Source organism: Paenibacillus sp. 79R4 (assembly GCF_013393165.1).
Lineage (GTDB): Bacteria > Bacillota > Bacilli > Paenibacillales > Paenibacillaceae > Fontibacillus.
Genome location: NZ_QJOT01000007.1, coordinates 314,604 through 334,410, shown reverse-complemented (window position 1 = coordinate 334,410; position 19,807 = coordinate 314,604). Strand labels below are relative to the sequence as shown.

16 protein-coding genes are annotated in these 19,807 nt (G+C 48.4%); 4 read left to right on the top strand and 12 right to left on the bottom strand.

Features of this window, described 5'->3' with window-relative positions; genetic code table 11:
• Positions 1-244: 244 nt before the first annotated feature.
• The 12 genes from tnpA to DMN77_RS12640 form a co-directional block, all read right to left on the bottom strand.
• On the bottom strand, positions 245-697 hold the full coding sequence (gene tnpA, locus DMN77_RS12695; RefSeq protein ID WP_179015255.1) for an IS200/IS605 family transposase: 453 nt from the start codon (positions 695-697) through the stop codon (positions 245-247).
• Positions 698-871: 174 nt separating this feature from the next.
• Complete coding sequence (locus DMN77_RS12690; RefSeq protein ID WP_068780311.1) at positions 872-1,651, bottom strand: sensor domain-containing protein; 780 nt, start codon at positions 1,649-1,651, stop codon at positions 872-874.
• Positions 1,652-1,910: 259 nt separating this feature from the next.
• Complete coding sequence (locus DMN77_RS12685; RefSeq protein ID WP_179015254.1) at positions 1,911-2,903, bottom strand: LacI family DNA-binding transcriptional regulator; 993 nt, start codon at positions 2,901-2,903, stop codon at positions 1,911-1,913.
• The gene (locus tag DMN77_RS12680) at positions 2,890-3,783 is read right to left on the bottom strand and encodes a DMT family transporter (protein WP_179015252.1); all 894 of its coding nucleotides are present in this window, start codon (positions 3,781-3,783) and stop codon (positions 2,890-2,892) included. Before DMN77_RS12680 ends, DMN77_RS12685 begins: the two co-directional genes overlap by 14 nt.
• A gap of 2 nt (positions 3,784-3,785) precedes the next feature.
• On the bottom strand, positions 3,786-5,483 hold the full coding sequence (locus DMN77_RS12675) for an amylo-alpha-1,6-glucosidase (protein WP_256872364.1): 1,698 nt from the start codon (positions 5,481-5,483) through the stop codon (positions 3,786-3,788).
• A gap of 4 nt (positions 5,484-5,487) precedes the next feature.
• Positions 5,488-8,577, bottom strand: a complete 3,090-nt coding sequence (locus tag DMN77_RS12670) for a glycoside hydrolase family 2 TIM barrel-domain containing protein (RefSeq protein WP_179015251.1) — start codon at positions 8,575-8,577, stop codon at positions 5,488-5,490.
• Between the two features lie 45 nt (positions 8,578-8,622).
• Entirely contained in the window at positions 8,623-9,444 is an 822-nt protein-coding gene (locus DMN77_RS12665) for a carbohydrate ABC transporter permease (RefSeq protein ID WP_068780292.1), read from the bottom strand.
• Complete coding sequence (locus tag DMN77_RS12660) at positions 9,441-10,382, bottom strand: carbohydrate ABC transporter permease (protein ID WP_068780291.1); 942 nt, start codon at positions 10,380-10,382, stop codon at positions 9,441-9,443. Before DMN77_RS12660 ends, DMN77_RS12665 begins: the two co-directional genes overlap by 4 nt.
• Before the next feature lie 134 nt (positions 10,383-10,516).
• Positions 10,517-11,749, bottom strand: a complete 1,233-nt coding sequence (locus DMN77_RS12655; protein ID WP_179015249.1) for an ABC transporter substrate-binding protein — start codon at positions 11,747-11,749, stop codon at positions 10,517-10,519.
• A 538-nt stretch (positions 11,750-12,287) separates the two neighbouring features.
• Positions 12,288-12,581 carry a hypothetical protein gene (locus tag DMN77_RS12650; RefSeq protein ID WP_179015248.1) on the bottom strand — a complete coding sequence of 98 codons (294 nt, stop codon included), beginning with the start codon at positions 12,579-12,581 and terminating at the stop codon, positions 12,288-12,290.
• Positions 12,582-12,921: 340 nt separating this feature from the next.
• Positions 12,922-13,272, bottom strand: coding sequence for a YlbF/YmcA family competence regulator (locus DMN77_RS12645; protein ID WP_068780289.1), 351 nt, complete (start codon positions 13,270-13,272; stop codon positions 12,922-12,924).
• Positions 13,273-13,401: 129 nt separating this feature from the next.
• Positions 13,402-14,565 (bottom strand): DUF445 domain-containing protein, encoded by a 1,164-nt coding sequence (locus tag DMN77_RS12640; protein ID WP_179015246.1) that lies wholly within the window; start codon positions 14,563-14,565, stop codon positions 13,402-13,404.
• A gap of 195 nt (positions 14,566-14,760) precedes the next feature.
• Here DMN77_RS12640 and DMN77_RS12635 point away from each other — a divergent pair, with 195 nt between their 5' ends.
• From DMN77_RS12635 to DMN77_RS12620, 4 genes are all read left to right on the top strand, one after another.
• Positions 14,761-16,128, top strand: a complete 1,368-nt coding sequence (locus DMN77_RS12635) for a YheC/YheD family endospore coat-associated protein (RefSeq protein WP_068780286.1) — start codon at positions 14,761-14,763, stop codon at positions 16,126-16,128.
• 13 nt (positions 16,129-16,141) lie between these two features.
• Entirely contained in the window at positions 16,142-17,251 is a 1,110-nt protein-coding gene (locus tag DMN77_RS12630) for a YheC/YheD family endospore coat-associated protein (RefSeq protein WP_179015245.1), read from the top strand.
• A gap of 73 nt (positions 17,252-17,324) precedes the next feature.
• On the top strand, positions 17,325-18,695 hold the full coding sequence (locus DMN77_RS12625) for a YheC/YheD family endospore coat-associated protein (protein ID WP_068780284.1): 1,371 nt from the start codon (positions 17,325-17,327) through the stop codon (positions 18,693-18,695).
• Positions 18,695-19,807, top strand: coding sequence for a YheC/YheD family endospore coat-associated protein (locus DMN77_RS12620; protein ID WP_179015243.1), 1,113 nt, complete (start codon positions 18,695-18,697; stop codon positions 19,805-19,807). The genes DMN77_RS12625 and DMN77_RS12620 overlap by 1 nt, the downstream gene beginning before the upstream one ends.

The following is a 19,807-nucleotide window of genomic DNA, read 5'->3' as shown; positions in this document are numbered from 1 at the left end:
ACAGGTGGTTTTTTGCTATAAGCATGGACTACACCACCCGCATAGCAGGTGGTTTTCTGTTTCGCACGCTTCGCGAGCTCAACTGGCTTAAGCCATAATCATGACCACCCGTCTAACGGGTGGTTTGCTCTAAGGCTATAAGCCTTTATTACCGGCTCGCGTCTAAAGGCGCTAGCTTTCACTTCGCTCAAGCTACTATGCCTTTGCCGCTTTTGCCTACCCCTGAAGGGGGCGTTAATACCAGCTATCCCTTGAAGGGATTCTCATATTCCTTCACACTGAGCTTGTCTAGAGCTATATCATGATTTTCCTGCTCCTGAATGTATTTTCGAATAGTTGCTTCATTCAGACCTACTGTGCTCACATAGTAGCCTTCTGCCCAGAAGTGCCGATTTCCGTACTTATACTTCAGATTTGCATGCTTGTCGAAGATCATCAGTGCGCTCTTTCCCTTCAGATATCCCATAAAGCTCGAGACGCTCATCTTTGGGGGAATACTTACTAGCATATGGATATGATCTGGCATTAAATGTCCTTCGATGATCTCTACACCTTTGTAATTGCAAAGTTGCTTCAAGATATCTCGGATACTCTCTTTGTATTGATTGTAGATCCCTTTTCGTCTATACTTTGGGGTGAATACGATATGATATTTACACATCCACTTTGTATGTGACATATCACTTCGATTAGCCATTAAACCACCTTCTCTTTTCGTTATACATAGTAGCTTGAACACTTCTATTATAACGAACGCAACAGGTGGTTTTTTGCTATAAGCATGGACTACACCACCCGCATAGCAGGTGGTTTTCTGTTTCGCACGCTTCGCGAGCTCAACTGGCTTAAGCCATAATAAAAAAGAGAGCTTTTAAAGCTCTCTGTAGGCTGGCTGTATCATCGCTTGGGTAGAGGGATCTTCGGGGTAGTCATAATATTGTGGCTGGACCGTCGTTTCCATCGGTACTGATGGCTGCTGATATGGCTCATCCACATACATGATTCTGCGCTGAACTTGCATGAGTCCATTCACGACGCGAAGTGCGACCCAAAAAAGTACAAGGCCAGCACCTACATACAGCATATATTGCTGGTTATAGGTCCAATCGATATGAAAATAGCTAAATAGGCTATTCTCTAAAATATCGAGCTGCATTTCATTCATCAAAATAATATGCACGACGGGAAGAGCGATAAGTCCCAGCCCTAATGAAATCGCCGTTATCATAATAATAAAGAAGACAATGCCTGTTACAAATCTCAGTAATACGAGCAGCAGGTTGCGAATGAATAGCGCCCCGTCAAAATCCTTGATCATTCGTTTCAACCAGTTCTGCCCAGCCTCAGACTGTCGATTGTGGGGATTCGAAACAGGAGGAGTAGGCAAACCTAAAATTTGTCTAATCATGTTTTGTTCAAACTTCACAATCCCATTCAACAGCTTAGCTACGCCAAAAAATAGCGGTATTCCGATAAATACAGGGGTTAGACCTACGGATAGTGCAATTCCTATGATCGCTACCGTAAAATAGATAATCCCTAACGGGAGAGATATCAGTAAATAGAGGATCGTTGCATAGGTTTTCGGATTAAATAACGCCCAATTCACCTTACCTGACCGCACCGTGGCGGTCGCTTCTGTTGCCTTCATCATTCAAACACTCCTTTGAGTTCACGCTCTGAGTTTATAAATCTATTATATCGGGCTCATTTGCGTGACATAACCGTCTCAGGTGGTATCTGAAGCTAGACTTTAGGCTAGGTAAGGCTATTAAAAAACAGAAAAGGCTGCCCGATCGCAGCAAAATTATTGCGAATGAGGCAACCCTCCAAATCGGTTCCAGCTATGAGCTACAACACAATACGACTCACTCTCACTTAATAACAGCGGAGCACCCACGCCCCGCTGTTCATCTCACATCGATGGCGCTCTCGCGTATGATCAGCTTCGTAGGGATCGTGATCTGCAGACAGATCTCCCTGTCGCTATTCAAGCGGTCCTGCATCAGCAGCACAGCCGTCTCACCCATAAACTCCGTATTCAAACGAATCGTAGTCAGAGGCGGGACCATAAACTGTGCAGCCGAGATATCGTTGAATCCGATAATGCTAATATCCTCCGGTATGCGATACCCCAGTTCGGAGCAGGCCTTGTAAAGCCCAACGGCGATCGTATCATTCGCGACGAATACGGCAGTCGGCTTCTCCTTGAGCTCCAGCAGCTGCTTCAGCAGCAGGTAGCCATCCTTCGGATTATAGCCGCCGATCTTTATATATTCCTCATGATAGAGGCCCTTGCTCTTTAAATACTTCTCGAACACTTCCTGCCGCAGATCATAGTAATGATTGCCCGATTTATCCGTATCGACACCGCCAATAAAGCCAATCTTCGTATGCCCAAGCTCCAGCAAGTAATCAAGCGCTTTGCGAGTGGCCTTATGAAAATCGATGACAACCGAATCAAAGCGGTCCGGGTCCGGAGATGAATCAATAAAGACGACCGGCTTCTGAAAGGCTGAGATGCGCTCGATGTCTTCTCTGACGAAGAACCCGAGACATATGATTCCATCGATCGTCCGCAGCCGTTCGGGCTGATCGCCGCTGCGGATACGGTATATTTTATGGCCTTCTTGCTCCAGCTTCTTCTCCAATGCAACACGAATCGAGAGATAATAGGTATCATCCAATTCTTCTTCCAGAGAATAAGAATAATAGAGCCCGATCTTGAATCTCCGCTTGCGCTTCTTGCGACTCGGCGCCTGATAGGAGAGCTGCTCAGCAGCCTCAAAGACCCGCTGTCTCGTCTCATCGGTCACATTCAACGTCTCATCATAATTTAATACCCGCGACACAGTCGCAATGGAGACATTGGCTATATCCGCAATCTCTTTAATCGTTGCCATTATACCTCCTACTCATCTTATTTTGTAAAAAAGCCAGTTTCGTCTCCGCGGTGATCACCGCTGCCAAAATCAATATACTACCGATAATGATACGTATCGTAAGCTGATCATGCAAGATTAACACCGAGAACAGAGTGCCAAACAACGCCTCCGTCGACAATATGATCGCCGCTTTGGTCTCGGTCGTATATTTCTGCGCGAGGGTCTGTACCAGAAAAGCAACCGTCGTGCTGAATACGCCTAAATAGGACGCTGCCAGCAAACCTCTGCCGTCGAAATCGAAATGAACCGATTCCCCACGGAACACGATGACTAGTATAGAGAGCAAGAATGCCGTAAACATCTGCACGATCGTCAGTCCGATCGGCGAGTGCTTCTTAACAAATTCAGCCGTAAAGAAGATATGAAAAGCAAAGCAAACCGCACATAGCAATGTCAAGGCATCTCCGGTATTAAACGCCCCGTTCAATTCTACGGATAGAATGCCAACGCCGGCAATGGCCAGAACCGCACCGATCAAACCGAATTTATCCAAGCCTCTCCGAAAGAGGAGGAAGCCGATAAACGGGACAATCACCACGTTGACTGCGGTCAGAAATGCGTTCTTGGAAGGGGTTGTATATTGCAGCCCCAAGGTCTGCAACAGGAAAGCCAGGAATAGAAATATGCCCAGCACTACACCCGCCGCTAACGCTTGCCGCGTCAATGCCCGTATATGCTTGATAAAGATCAGGGCCATAAGGCAGGAGGCGATCAGAAAGCGAATTGCCATCACTTGATAGGGTGACATAAAATCAAGCGAAATCGCACTCGCAATAAATCCCGTTCCCCAGATAACCGCTACTAACAGGAGGCCGAGTTCACCTGCATATTTTCTCATCCTTATTCATTCACCGCCATAGCGAACTGTTCCGCTAACAGCAGAAATACACTCGATGTCCAAGTAAAGGCAGGATCGACCAGGCCTTTGCCGCTGAATGGATCGAAATTCTCCGCCATTCCGCCGACAAGTGTCAGTTCCATAAATTTATGCGCCAACGCTGCCGCAAGTTCATTATATCCATTATTTTGAAGTGCATCAATGAACAAATAGCTGACCGGTGCCCAGATCGGACCTAGCCAATAGCCATTGTCCTTATAAAGCGGACTATCCATGCTCTCTGTACATATTCCGTATGGAGCTTCGAATTTCTCAACTAATATCCGTACCAGCCTGTCGGTTAGTTCCGGCGGCAGCCTGTAGCCAATCACAAGCGGCATCAACAGAATCAGGCTGTCCTGATGTTCGATAATCCGGTCCTCCGGAGCATATCTGGCAACGAAGGTGCCTCCCACATACAAGCGCTCCATAAGCAGATCGTACAACTCATCGGCCATCTTGCTCCATTTTTTCGCTTCGTCTATGAGACCTAGCTCAACCGCCATATCGCTTAATATATCGATCTGGCGGATCAGATGAGCTGCCAGATCAGGCGACTCGACCGGAACCCCATCGTGGAAGATCGAAGCATTATCCCAGCCCGAGTCATTGCCATGATTGTACACCGGCAGATAACGAGCATCGCTGCGGCGATGTTCCAGCCAATAATTCGTCGCCCGCTTCAAGCTATCATACATCCTGACTACAAGCGCTGGCTCATTGAACTTGGCATTCTGCTGCCTCATCTGCGTGAAAGCCCAAGCGTGGATCGGCGGCTTGCAGCAATTGAAGGAAATGAACTTATCATTAATGAAGTCCGCATAAATGCCGCTCTGATCCTGATGGGCTATAAATATCTCCAGTTGAGCCAGCGCCAGTTCGGGCCGCTGCTTACTCAGCATTAAGGCATTAAAGCAGTTATCCCAGCTCCAAATATTAAACATCCAGTTCTTGGACATATACATTGCGTAATCTGTTAGCTGACCTTCGGGATGCACGACACAGGACCATGTTATATAAGAAGCCAATTGGCGCGATGGCTCGAACCGCTCCGGTACAACTGCCATCTGCTGCAGCCACTGCGCATAATGCTGTTTTACCCGCTCATACGCCGCAGGATAGTCATCATACTCTCGTCTCATCCGGACTGTCTTATAGCTCTCGATCGCAAAGCTGCTTTCCCCGCCGTTCGGATTGAACGTAATAGATATACGCTCATTGCCCACCGTACTCCAGGGTGCATCCACCTCAACCTCTCCCTGAAGCAGCGTAAACATCAGCTTGATTTCCTTCGTATATAGATGGTACTCCCATTGCTTCTCCCTGTAAGGCATAAGACTGTCATAACGCGACTTGTGCGCTATTAGCTGTAAGGATACTCCATTCATCATGCCGCGAATAACATCTTCATCACTAAAGCATAGCTCTGCCCACTGTTCTGGCTGATCGCGATGGACGAGGCGAAGCCTCGTCTCTGTTACATCCAGATCATAAGCCACCGGCACGCCATTCTGCATAAGACGAACCTCAAATATATTGCTTGGCGCCTCATCTCCACCATGCAGATCCCGCAGCATCAGCTGACCGTTCTTCCGATCCAGGGAGAACGCAAAGTATGATCCGTAACGGCTGAACGGAATGTCCGCAATATTGATGTTCATCGCCTCACCCCTTCTCGGCATACAGCCGTTTGCTTGTACTCACTTCAGTCCCGGGCATAACCGCCAACCACTCCACATCGATGGCAAATGGACGAAGACCAAGCTTGTATGGAGGAAGCTGCTCCTCGCCGCAGCTATTGCTACCTAGTCCTGTCTGCATATCATCGATATGAACAACATGATAGGAAGCCTTCTCTAATTCGTGAGGATGCTTTGCCCGTTCGAGCGCTTCTGTCGTGTAATCATGCACAGTAAGCTCGCAGCTGTGCCGTAATTTGAACAGGATCGACGATGACTCACGATCCGACATGCTGAACCATTTCACATCGGTACGGTTGCCATTCTCCTGCGGATACACATAAGGAGTATGCAATTCTTCAACCGCTGCGCGATATACTCCCATCATCGCTGCCTGTTTGCTGTCAACGTAGTTCTCTCCGAACCCCCTGCCGTACCAGGTCACCTGTTCGAGCTCTTGACGAACATGCATCTCGATACCTAACCGCGGCAGCATAGACGGAACCTCTTTGCCATGGATCACAGGTTCTCCCGCCAAATGAAGCCGGATCGTTCCATCCGCATACACGGTATAACGGTAAACTGTCTCGAAGCCAAAGGCCTGATTCAATGCACTGAAGTAAGTAGATATATTCACTTCCACGTAGCTGCCATAATCTTTCACTTCAAAGCCCATGAATTGCTCACTGCTGAGATGAAGAAAATACTTCTTTTTCCAATCATCCACCTTATACATATCGTTATCGATCGGCGCCCGCCACATCGTCAGCCTCGGACCGCGTTCAATCCATGCCGCGCCATGTCGGCGATAGCTGTGCAAGTAACCGTACACATGGTCGAATACCACTTCGAACTGGGCGTTGGATATTGTCGTATACAGCGCATCCCGTACGATGCTTAATTCTCCTGATGTTTGACGTACCGTTAATTCGGTTCGTTCATACGGAAGCTTGAACTGCGCATCAGCGACTACATGCCCCTGTTCCGCATAAATCGTTCCATCCTTCAATTGATATTGCAAATTCAAATAGTAGTCCGTGTTGGGAAGCACTTCATCTATAGAATAATCCATTCGATGCTCCCTCCGCTCACCAGGCATAATGGCATCCAGTGATGCTTTGCCTTGGACAAGCACTTGATCGTCATGTACAACCTTCCATACGAGTTGCAAATGAGAAAGATCAAGAAATTGATACGTATTTTCTATCTCAATCATGCCCTGCTTCAGATCCACAGCCTTTGTCTTCACCGGTTCAATCACTTTCTTATATTCCAGCAGCGCTGGCGAAGGTGTCTGATCAGGGTATATCATGCCGTCGATGCAGAAATTGCCGTTCGTAGGCTCATCGCCGAAATCTCCGCCGTAAGCATAATAGGTGTTCCCGTCGGCATCAATCTGCTGGATGCCATGATCACACCATTCCCAGATGAAGCCGCCCTGCAACCGCTTATACTGCCTGAATACATCCTGATATTCCTGAAGACCGCCCGGTCCATTCCCCATGGCATGTCCGTATTCACACATTATATGAGGCTTCTTGCCCTCCTCATCCCGGCCGATCCCCTTCAGTGCCTCAAACCTTGTATACATCGTGGAATAGACGTCGGTGACAATCGCTTTACGGTCCCCTTCATAATGAACCAGGCGCGTCGGGTCCAGCCGTTTGCAGGTCTGGGCCATGCTGGCGAAATTGCTGCCAAAGCTTGATTCATTGCCCAAGGACCACATAATGATCGAAGCATGATTGCGGTCGCGCAGCACCATTCGCTCAGCACGATCCACATAGGCTTGTTCCCATTCCTGATTATCGGATAGCCAATCATAACGACCGATCAGCTCGAAGCCATGACATTCCAAATCCGCTTCATCGATAACATACAGTCCGTATTGGTCACAGAGGTCATAAAATACTTCATTGTTCGGGTAATGGGCCGTACGAACCGCGTTGATATTGTGCCGCTTCATGAGCAGGATATCCTGCAGCATGCGCTCCGGACTAACGGTACGGCCTTGCTCCGGATCATGGTCATGGCGGTTGACGCCATTAATCATGATAACCTTTCCGTTCACCCTAATGTTGCCATCCTTTACTTCAACACAGCGGAAGCCGATGCGCAGTGGAATGACCTCTACAACCTGCTCTCCTTCATACAGCGTTACGAGTAGTGAATACAAATTAGGCGTTTCTGCCGTCCATTGCCTAGGCGCGGAGATCAGCCGGTTCAACGTAATATCCTGGGTAGCCCCAGCAGAGAAGGTCATTCCTCGCTCCATCTCAGTCACAAGTTCCCCCTGATCGTCAAGCAGCTCGCAGGTAATCCTGACATTCTTCTCATGCTCGGCACAGCTACCCAGCTTGATTTGCACCTTCAGCTCACTATCCTGATACGATTCATCGAATTCCGTGACGACATAAATATCCTCAACCGTTGTCTCCATCACCTGATATAGTTCAACACTACGGAAAATACCACTTAACCACCACATATCCTGATCTTCCAGATAAGTTCCGTCCGACCATTGATAGACACGAACCGTGATCTGATTATCTCCCGCTGCAATATACGGTGTAATATCGAACTCTGATGGCAGGCGGCTCACCTTGCTGTAGCCGGCATGCTCACCGTTAATCCATAGATCAAAGGCGCTATCCACGCCGTTAAATTTCAATAGGGTGCGCTGTCCAGAAGCCAATTCCCCCACACGGAAGCTGCGCCGATAAATTCCCGTTGGATTGTCGGTTGGCACATACGGGGGATGAATCGGGAAAAGATAGTACAGATCGGTATAACTCATCTTCCCGTACCCTTTCATCTGCCAACAGGAGGGAACTTCAATGCGATCCCATTTGCTAGAATCATAATCTATTTGATAGAAGCCTGTTGGAGACAATTCGGGCGCCTCCAGATAGAGGAATTCCCACACTCCGTCCAGACTTTGATAACCGATACTCTCCTTCTTATTCATCTCTAGCGCTTGCTGTTTCGAGCGATAACGCCAGAAGCTTGCGCTCGCGCTTTTACGATTGATGTGAGATAGATGAATATCCTCCCAGCGTTTATAGCTTCTTCTCATACCAACTTCCTCCCCAATACCGTGGTTGTATAACGCTTGACGCTGTTATTTAATCGCTCCGCTAATTCCTTCAACTATATATTTCTGTGCAAACAAGAAGGCGATGACCGGCGGAATAATCATTAGTATCGTAATCGACATAATCGGAATGATCTGTAATTCATGAACTCCTTTAAACGCAGCCAGCCCTAGTGCCAGCGTATACTTTGAGCGATCCTGCAAGAAGATGAGCGGTCCGAGATAGTCGTTCCAGACGCTAAGAATATTAAGGACGGCAATCAGCGTTAGCGGCGCTTTCATAATCGGCACAAATATTCTGGAGTATGTCTGGAAGTCATTAGCCCCGTCAATCTTGGCTGCATGCTCCAGTTCCTTAGGCACGCCCATCAAAAATTGCCGCAGCAGGAATACATAATAGGCCGAACCGAAAAAGGCAGGTATGACCAGCGGCTTCAGGGTATTAATCCAGCCGAATAAATTGAACTGCATGTAAAGCGGAATCATTGTAACGTCCCAAGGGATCATCATCGTCGCCAATAGCAGGATGAATAGACCATTCTTGAACTTGAACTCATATCTGGAGAAACCATAAGCGATCATCGAACAGGAAATGATCTGTCCAATGGTTGTCAGCACCGTAATCGTGATCGAATTCAGCAAATATTTGCTGAAGGGCTGAGCATTCCAGGCATCAACAAAGTTGGAGAATCTCCAGCCACCCGGAAAAAACACGAGCGGATACTGATACACCTCGGATTCTGTTTTCAACGCGGTCAGCACAATCCATATGAAAGGAAACAGAAAGTAGATCGAAAACAACACAAGTAGAGAATAGATGATCGTCTTATACCATGCTGATGTCTTCATTTGCCCTTTCCTCCCCGCGCAGGCTTATTCTTCACTTCATTCTCATAGAACACCCATACAGAGGAAGATCTGAAGATCAATGCTGTTAACAATAAAATGATGATGAACATAAACCAGGCGTTCGCACTGGCGTAACCAAGCTTATGGTGCTTGAACGCATTATTGTACACGAACAGTCCATAGAAATAAGTCGATTTGAGCGGCCCGCCATTGGTTAGAAGCAGGACCAGCGTCAATTGCTGCAATGCGGAAATCGTGGATGTAATCAAGTTGAAAAATAGCGTTGGCGTAATCAGCGGCAAGGTAATGCTCCAGAACTGCCGGAACGGCCCCGCTCCGTCAATCGCTGCCGATTCATATAAATCCGGCGAAATGCCTTTTATATTCGTATAGAAGATCAACATCATCGTTCCGACACCCCAGGCGCTGGCAATGACGATGGAGATAATCGCGCTGTTCGGATCAACCAGCCATTTCGGCCCTTCCAATCCGAGCAAAGACAATGCGTAGTTTAAAATCCCGTATTTGGTGTTGAATATCCAGCCCCAAATAATCGAGACAGCAACCCCGGACACAACGGCAGGCAGATAAAAGATGGTGCGGAATATTTTGACCCCTTTCACATTCTGTGTAATGAGCAGGGCCAGTATCAACGAGATGCCCAGGCTGAGCGGGACATAGAAGATGGCGAACTTCAATGTAATCCACAATGATTTATAGAACTGAGGGTCATCCGTAAACATCTTGGAATAGTTGCCAAGCCCGATAAACGTTGGCTTGGAGGTGACAGGCCAATTGAAGAAGCTCATGATTAACGAAAATACTAACGGTCCAACCGTAAACAGCAAGATCCCGACGATCCAGGGCGATATAAATAAATAAGGAGTCCATTTTGCTAATTTGCGGGCTCGTTTATAGCTTTTGGCTGCTTGTTCCATAGCTAACCTCCGACTTTCCTCTTAGTCTGATAGCATATCCCTGAGCGGGTGATGATGATAGGAAAGGAGGGAGACGACAGCCTTATCGCCCCCACATTCATTCCATCTCTTAATCGAGGTCATTCCATAATAAATTACTGAGCGGCATCATCCAGCACAGCCTTCGGATCCATCAAAGTACTCGGATTAAAGATCGACTCAAACGCCAGTTCCAGACGCTCGGAGATTTCACTCCAGTTATCCACTTTAAATGAAGCTGGTGTATATTTCTCACTCATCTCAAGCATGTGATAGAATACTTTCTTCAGCTCATCATTCTGCAAATTCTCGCTCTCCACTACGCTCTTAAGCACAGGCAGTTCATAATCAATACGCGCCTTATTGGCTTCTTCGCTCGTCCAGAATTTAATGAACTCCCAGGCTGCATCCTTTTTGCTCGATTCCTTCGACATCGAAATTCCTGAGGAAGACACGATGCTGACAGCGCTTCCATCTTTGAACTTAGGCAATTCAACGACTCCGAAATTAATCCCCGCTTCACGCAGGCTGCCGAGCGACCAGGCTCCATTTGTGAACATGGCTACCTTGCCTGACTTCATCTCCGTTGCTCCCGAGCCTTCGGTGGTAATCGCGTATCCTTCCTTAAGCATATTCTGGAACATAGTTAGCACTTCAACAGATTTGGGACTATTCAAATTCCCTTCAAGGTTGCCTTGATCATCCACATAGGATGCGCCGTTCCCCCATAGGAACATCTCGTAATCATAAGGATCAGGCTTGCCTGAGAAGGCAAATCCGCTGATACTCTCCGCATCATCAGTCAATTTCTTGGCATCTGCCTGCAGATCTTCCCAAGTCCATCCGTCCTGCGGATACGGAACGCCCGCCGCATCGAACAAATCCTTGTTATAGTAGACGACATGTGTAGTATAGCCGACCGGCAGGCCCAGGATTTGATCATCTGCCGAGTTGTAGTTCCACAGCGTCTCATAGAAATTATCCTTAAAGTCGCTGCCTTCCTTCTCGATATAAGCGTCCAAAGGCTCCAATGCATCTTTATAGGTCGGGTAATTCCACATATACATCACATCCGGAGCATCCTTGGCTCCCATACCAGCGGTAATCTTCGTGTCATAATCACTGCCGTAAGCCTCCAGGTTCACTTGAATATCAGGATGTTGCTCATTAAACTTATCGATCAGTTCTTGCTGCAGCGTCAAGTTATCCTCAGAATCCCAAGTTGCAAACCGAATCGTCTGCTTGCCGCCCTGCTCCGCCTTATTTCCCGTTCCTCCACCACAAGCCGTTAAAGACAGAACGACTAGCAACATAACGATAAATAATAATTTCCCCTTTGCTTTCAGCATAAAAGCCCCCCCTAAAATGGTGTTCCAAATCTTAAGACTACGCTGAATCCCGATCCCGCTACATAAAGATGTTATGAATCGCCTATTCTAAGTTTGCTGTAGGCACCCCCTGGAATTCTTTGATATGAAAGCGCATTCGAAATTACTAAAAATAAGACTGAATATCGCTTCACACTACAGCTTCTTCCCTTCTTATCCAAGTGGAGCATTTCTTTTTTTCTCATTATATTTTTAATTTTAGTAAAAAGTCAACAATTTTTATCAGTAAAAATAATCGTAATTCATCCTTAATTTGCCTGTAAATCCATTTAAAACGAGATATTTGCTTATTTTTTCACATAAAAGGGCTTTTTAAGTCTTATTGGATTTAGTAAAAACTAAACTTTTTTACTAGTGAATATAGCTATCATTAATAGAATTCTTGGATTACCGTTAAATCACTCGTCGAAAAGGCAACCCGTATTCCCAAGAAAAAAACGCGAGCCTCCCCGTTCGATTTGAACCGGAAGATTCGCGCTTGCTGTTTAAATATAATCATTTACATGCTATGATTCTGTCGCTCCGTAGTGCCCCACTTGCCCTGCCACTCGCTTAGTTTGGCGCGGCGGGCAGCATCCAGGGCCCGCTGCTTCTCCTCGTTCACACCAAGCAGGAAATGCAAATGCGCTCCAATAATTAATAGGGCAAACGCTGCCCAGACTATTCCGAACCAGGATACAAAATCCCCGCCCGGCTGGAATTTAATCAGGGGAATGGCATATACCAGCATAGCCAAGGCTAGGATCAAATACACGGCATGCTTCCACTTGCTCTTCTTCTTGACAACTTTCATCTTAGCTACAACTCCTTCATTTCTTGGAATAGACGATGTTCCATCAGCTCGTACATGGAATCTATATATCTACTCTATGAAGAAGGTTCCAACAATATGATAGGTTGTTCAAAAAGTCGCTTTTGATCACGAAGAAACACTGGAAGCCGATTCGATATCGACTCTTGAATTCGGCCGGGCTAAGCGAATGCCTAAGAAGTCATGTTTCCTGCGGAAACACCTCAGGTGCTCACACCGCTTTCCCTACGCTACGCTCCTCAATCCCCAGCTTCATCCAATTTCTCGATACTGAAAAACCAACTTTTTTGAACTCGCAATAGGCTCGATTTATTTAGTTCCTCTAGCCTTGGATTGATGGACCGTACAGGTCTTGCAGGCTGTCAGTAATGATCTTGTTTACGTCCTGAATAATAACGCTCAAGCGGCGCTCGGCGTCGAACAAGCGACGAATATTGAGGTTAAGGCTAAGGCTCTCGAATTGCTTCTCCATCTGCCCCATCTCTTCCTGGGATGGCATATCCCCGGACATCATCCGCTGCTGCATTGCATTTTGCTGTGCGCGGAACTCGTCCAGCATCCGCTTGCTATCCAGATCCAGGTCGATCAGCTTCATCGCTGACTTGATATCCGCAACCTCCTGACTCTCTCTCAATGAATTCGCTAATTCATTCGCTTTATCATAAATATTCATTTCTATGTCCTCCTGAAATTTTGTGAACAGACTCCAAACCATAATAACCGATTCACGGGGGACCCGCCACTTTTCATACGTGCGCAATAGGATCGGTTCCCTTGAAGCCAGGTTCCTTAAGCAACCTGGCTACCGCCACCACAACATGAACAAAGATTGCACCAAGCCGATCATTCCTCCAAGGACCACACCCAGCCAAGTAATTGCGCGGAATTCCTTGCCGGAGACGCTAAGAATGACTTCCTCCAACAATTCAATCGGGAATTTCTGCACTTGCTCATGCACCAGCTTAGGCAATTGAATAGCCGTCATCACTACCGGAATCCCACGAACGATCCCTTTGAGCATGCGGTCTGTAAAGCCGGGGATCGCTTGCTCCAGTTGAGGCTCCCAGGAAGCCAGCAAGGATGATACCTTCAATTCCTCGACCTTGCTTATCCATTTATCCAGCGGCAGCCTCCGCAGCTGTGAGAGGATCCAGTCTTTGCCCTCTTCATCCGCTAATAGCTGCAACAGCTCGTTGACCGGCTTCTCAGCATATTCCTCCAGCTTGTCCTTAATCGCTCTCGCTACCTTCGCCCTCGTCTCATCCCCCCGTAGAGCACGGACTAGAGCAGGGGTCAGCTTGCGCACCATCTTATCTTCGTCCATAAAGATCGCTGCCATGGTTCCCAGGAATCCTCCAGCCTGATCGGCCAAGCCGGCCGCCATCTTAGACAGCATCCGCTGACCTCCGGCAGAGAGCAGTTCCTCTTCAATTGTGCGCAGCAGAGCTTCCGCAGCTATCTCGCTCCAGCGCTCCCGATTCTCCTCTGTCCAGCCAGGGATCATCTCCTTGAGCGGCTTGTCACCCAGACCATATTGATCCCATAACCAATCCATCCCACGCTCAAGAACCGCGTTGGTTGTGCCGGTAAGCTTCAGCTTGATCGCTTCCCACTTTTCCTCCTCCCACACGGTTAAAGCAGCCTCTTTCAAGGTGAGTGGACTTTGCGCCCATTTATAGAGAAGCGCCCGCAAATAATCCTCTACCTTCTGCTTGAAGGTGGGACGGAGCACCATATCCTGCAGACCTTCCGAAGTCACTAAATAATCGGCAACGACATTCCCGAGCGATTGTGCGATATCCTCTCTACGCTTCGGTATTAATCCCGGGGTAAACGGGACGCGAAATCGACCGATCATCATCTTCTTTCTCGGATGGAATAACATTTTGATTGCGAAATGGTTTGTGATACCGCCGACGAAAGCAGCAACAGCTACACTGACCATAACATAAATCCAAGGATTCATCTCAATACCTACCTACCTTCCCCTTGGCCCCTCATGTTCCATTCGCCAAATCCCTGAATATAGGCTAATGAAATCAAACATGGGTCAATCACCAAGGATTCTATGTCCTCATATGATGCATTACATGCACTTACGCAGATACCCTTATTAGCATCCAGGATATCAAGCTTAAGCTTGGAAGGAGACTTACGCTTCATGCCCTCCAAAAAAATAAAGATTCAGATTATGAGCCCGAATCTGCTGGATAATGATTATCTCGTCCTAGGCGAACAGCTGATACGGCAATGGAAAATCCCGACCCATTACCCGGTGCAGCTCGCATTCGGCTCATTCCGGCACACCGTTAAAGTCATTCCCTTGGCCAGATTCGATGGCGTAAGAATCAGTCAAGAACTGGCCGGGAAAATGGGTGTTCTGCCCCGTTCCTCGTTACGGCTCAGCTACCGTCCGCACTCCACTACTCTCCAGTTTGGTCCACTCGTCGGAGTGTTAATCAGCAGAGATTATGCAGGAGCCTCGGATAGGCCCTTCGGTCCCATTACGATGTTCTGCAGAGAGCTCGTGAAAGCCTGCCAGCGTCAGGGAGTGTATGTTTATTTCTTCACACCGGATCATATTGGAACGAGTTCGAAATCTTTGTCAGGCTGGGTCTTCGGTGAAGCATGGAAGCAAATCACCGTGCCTGCTGCAGACGTATTCTACAATCGTCTGACAACCCGCAAATTAGAGAATAAACCTAGCGTACAGCATTTTATGAAAGAAGTAAAATCCAGCTACGGAAGCCATTTCTTCAATGAAAAATTCCTCGACAAAACCGAAGTCTTCGACGCGCTGGGGCGAGACGCATCCGTATCGCGCTACTTGCCAGAGTCCCATTTGTTCCGCGGCTACTCTACGCTGAAGATGATGTGCGGCAAGCATCCGATCGTCTTCCTCAAGCCGGTCAAAGGAAGTCTGGGCAAAGGCATCATACGGATCTCCCGATTAGAAGGCGGGGCGTACCAATCGATGACCGCATTGGTCGGGGGAACCAAACGACAGGTCTACCCTTCGCTCACCAAGCTGTATTCTGCAATATCGCCCAAGATGAAGACAACACGCTACCAGATCCAGCAGGGACTTGTTCTCATCGAAAGCGATCGGCGTCCAGTCGATTTTCGCGCCTTGGTACAGAAGAATCGAAGCGGAACCTGGAACATTACCTCGATCGTAGCCCGGACAGCGGGCAGTCAGCATTTTGTCTCCAATCTGGCTCGCGGAGGATCGCTTAGCACCGTCAAGGAGGCTGTCTCTCGAAGCTCGCTTCCCATCGGGGTCAAATCCCGGGTCAGCGCTCAGCTGCGCAAAGCAGCGCTTGATATTGCCAGGGGCGTTGATGCACAGATTTCGGCCCATTTCGGAGAGCTTGGCATCGATCTAGCTGTGGATCATCATGGTCGAATCTGGCTGCTTGAAGTGAATTCCAAGCCATCCAAGAATGATAACACCCCCATGGGCGGGAGCAAAATCCGTCCCTCTGTGAAGCAAGTGATTGAATATGCCCGTTATTTGTCCGGATTCTAAGGAGGAGAGAAGTTTGACTAAGCTGTCAAAAGGAGCGGTTGGCATTCTGGTAGCAAGCAGCGAAGGAACGCTTCCTTTCGCTGAACCGGCCTTCTGCCGCAATCTGTGCATTATGGGAGAAAGAGAGGGGCTTGAGGTCTATGTATTCAGCCCGGTCTCCGTCAATCCGGATAGCGGACTTGTAGCCGGCTATTTCTATGAGGATGGACATTGGGGAAGAAAATGGTGCTCGCCGCCGGATATCGTATATGACCGCTATTTTTCCCGTGACCGCAAGCAATTGAATCAGAAGCAGCAGACTCTCTCCTTGCTGAAGAAGAACCATCCCTTTATCTATTTGACCCGGAGCCTGTCAGGAAAATGGGCCGTATACCGGACGCTAGGCAAATATCCTAAGTTCACCTCCTATTTGCCGGAAACCGTAAAATATCAGGGTTCAAGCGCATTGTCCGAATGGCTGCATGCCCACCAAGGAGAAGCATTCCTTAAGCCGCAATTGGGCACACAGGGCAGACGGACCTTGCACGTCAAGATGTCGACATTCGGAGATGAGCTCTGTATCACCGGGAGAGCCGGAAATAACAATGTCATTAACCGTCGCTTCCTAAGTCTGAAGCAAGGCCTGGAATGGATCGATAAATTCATCGGACGCCGCCCCTTCCTGCTCCAGCCCTATCTGGAGCTTAGCAATGCGGAAGGCGAGCCGTTTGACATCCGAGTACTGATGCAGAAGAACGAGACCGGCCGTTGGGAGAAGACCGGTATGGCGGCAAGGGTCGGCCGCAAGCAGTCCGTCACTTCAAATCTGCATGGCGGCGGAACAGCCCATAAGGCGATTCCCTTCCTGATTGAACAGTATGGGAGCGGCGCTGGAAGAAAGATAGCCACAATAATTCAAGAACTCGCCGCGGAGATCCCGGAAGCCCTGGAAGCCCACTATGGCCGTCTGGCAGAGCTGGGCATCGACTTCGGTGTCGACCGGAAAGGGAAAATATGGATACTGGAGGTTAACTCCAAACCAGGGCGCACTTCCTTTGTAAAAATCGGCGATATGAAAAGCGCCAGAAAATCGATACAAAATCCAATGGGGTACGCTCGCTATTTATTGCATAGCAAATCCTGAATGTGGCTCGGAAAAACCGTTAGACCCCAATATCTGACTTTTTGAACCACGTATTTTTAGGAGGAAAAAATTCATGAGTTTGACTTTTGGCAACGTCCATTTCACGCAGCAGCCTCAACGGGTCGTCTACGTGTCCGGCTCCTTAATGAAAAACCTGAAGCTGTCGGGAAAAAAGTCGGTCCACCTCAGATTCGGCGGAGAACGAGTTCCCGCTACAGTCAAGTCCATTAACAAAACAGGGAAACATCTATATCTGGCCTCTGGAATTCGCAAAGGAATTAAAATTCCGAAGGCCGGCGGCGTGTTCCTGCGCGCTCAGGAAGGCGAGGTTCAGATCGGTCCGCTCATCGGCGTACTCTCCGATGGCCCAACCTCATCCTCAACCCATCCTTTCGGGTCCAGGACCGGTTTTATCAAGCAACTGCTGACCTCGGGCGGCAAGCAATTCTACATCTTCGCCTTCACACCGAGAGATATTAATTGGACTAACGAGACCATTAACGGATTCTTCCTCGGCGAGAACGGGCGCTTCACGCGCAAGAAAGTCCCGTTGCCCGATGTTGTCTACAATCGGTTGCCAAGTCGCCGTGCGGAGACGACGAATTCTATCAATCAACTGCGTGAACGATTTATCCGCCGCAGAATCCCGTTTTTCAACTGGAGCTTCTTCAATAAATCCGATATCTATCGCTTGCTGGAGAGAGATACGCTGGTCAGTCGTTTCGTTCCTGAATCGATCAATAGTCCTTCACCAGAGCAGATTAAAGACCTGCTGGATCGTCATGCACTGATCTACTATAAACCGAGCAGCGGCAGCCTTGGCAACGGCATTTACCGCCTGTCGCATGTGGCCAAGAACGGATATTATGCAAGGTACCGCAAGAACGGGCGCAATGCCCTGCTGCGCTTCAACTCCTTCGGCAGCCTGATGCGTACGCTTCAGGCGAGGCACGGACGCGCCCTGCGCGGTTATGTCGCCCAGCAGGGAATTCGACTGGTAGAAATCGATGGCTGCCCGATCGATTTCAGATTCCATATGCATAAGAATGGCCGCAACCAATGGGTCGTCGTGGGCATTGGTGCTAAGAAGGCAGGCAAGGGCAGCGTGACGACACATCTGAAGAACGGCGGCTCACTGTTAACTCCGGAGCAGGCCCTCGGAAGAGCCTTTGGCGCAAGAGCGGATGATGTACTTAGAAATGCCAAGGTAGTCGCAATTAACCTCGCCGAATCGATCGAAGCCCACCATCAGCATTTGCTCGGAGAGATCGGATTCGACATCGGAATCGATAAGGACGAACGAGTCTGGATGTTCGAAGCGAATGCCAAGCCGGGAAGGTCGATATTCAAGCACCCCTCTCTCCGCGCAGAAGGCAGAGCCTCGATTGAGCACATTTTGGAACATTGCTTGTATCTGAGCAAATTCCGGAGGAGGGATGGCTAATGAGTCATCTTTTAGCTGACCAGAAGCCTGTCATCGCCATACTCACGGTACATGACAAAGAAAAACAATTCAGAGGGAACCGCGCCAATTTTCGCGATCTCGTGAAGACAGGCAGGGAGCTTGAATTCCCTGTCTATATTCTCACAACCAAGGATTTGAAATTGTCAGCGAAAAAGGTGCAAGGCTATTCCTATAGTCCAGAGGAGAAAGCCTGGAAGAAGCAATGGTTCCCTCTGCCCCATGTCATATATAACCGGATTCCGCTGCGAGAAGACGAAAATAAGCCGCAAGTAAAACGTAAAATCGACGAATGTATCAAGCATCATTCCATTCAATTGTTTAACCCGTACTTCTTCAATAAGTGGCGCCTGTTCGACTGGCTGAAGAAGAATCGCTCCACCCGCAGTCTTGTTCCGGATACGAAGAGAATGCGCTCTCCAAGGACATTGTTCACTATGCTAAGGCAGTACAGAAGCCTGTATTTGAAACCGGAGAGCGGCAAAGCCGGTAAAGGCATTATGCTGCTGAGATATAATCCCGACAGTCCTAAGCCTTATCAGTTAACGATCCAGGGGACCCGGAAGAAAAATGTAATCTATGCCACCGATAATGTTGCAACGATGTGGCGGAGAATTAGAGCTGAGACGGTTCGCGTGCCTTACATTATGCAGCAAGGCATCCCGCTTACTTCCTATATGGATCGTCATTTCGATCTGCGTTTGCTGGTGCAGAAGACCGGAAAGGGCGTATGGAGCATAACCGGGGTCGGTGCCCGTCTGGCCGGACCGCACCGAATTACAACTCATGTTCCCCAAGGAGGAAGCGTGGAGGATCCCGATAAGCTGCTAACTCCAACCTTCGGCTCCGACATGACCACCTTCCTGATCAATCGGCTTAAATCGAGCGCGCTGCTTATCGCCAAGCAGGTGGAGCGGGGCTGCGGTCACACGTTGGGGGAGATGTCTATGGATCTGGGAATCGATACTGAGGGGAAAATTTGGTTTTTCGAAGCAAACGCAAAACCGATGAAATTTGATGAAACCCATATTCGCAGAAAATCGCTGGAGCGTGTCTTCCAATTCAGCAATTATTTGGCGCATCAGGATAAATAA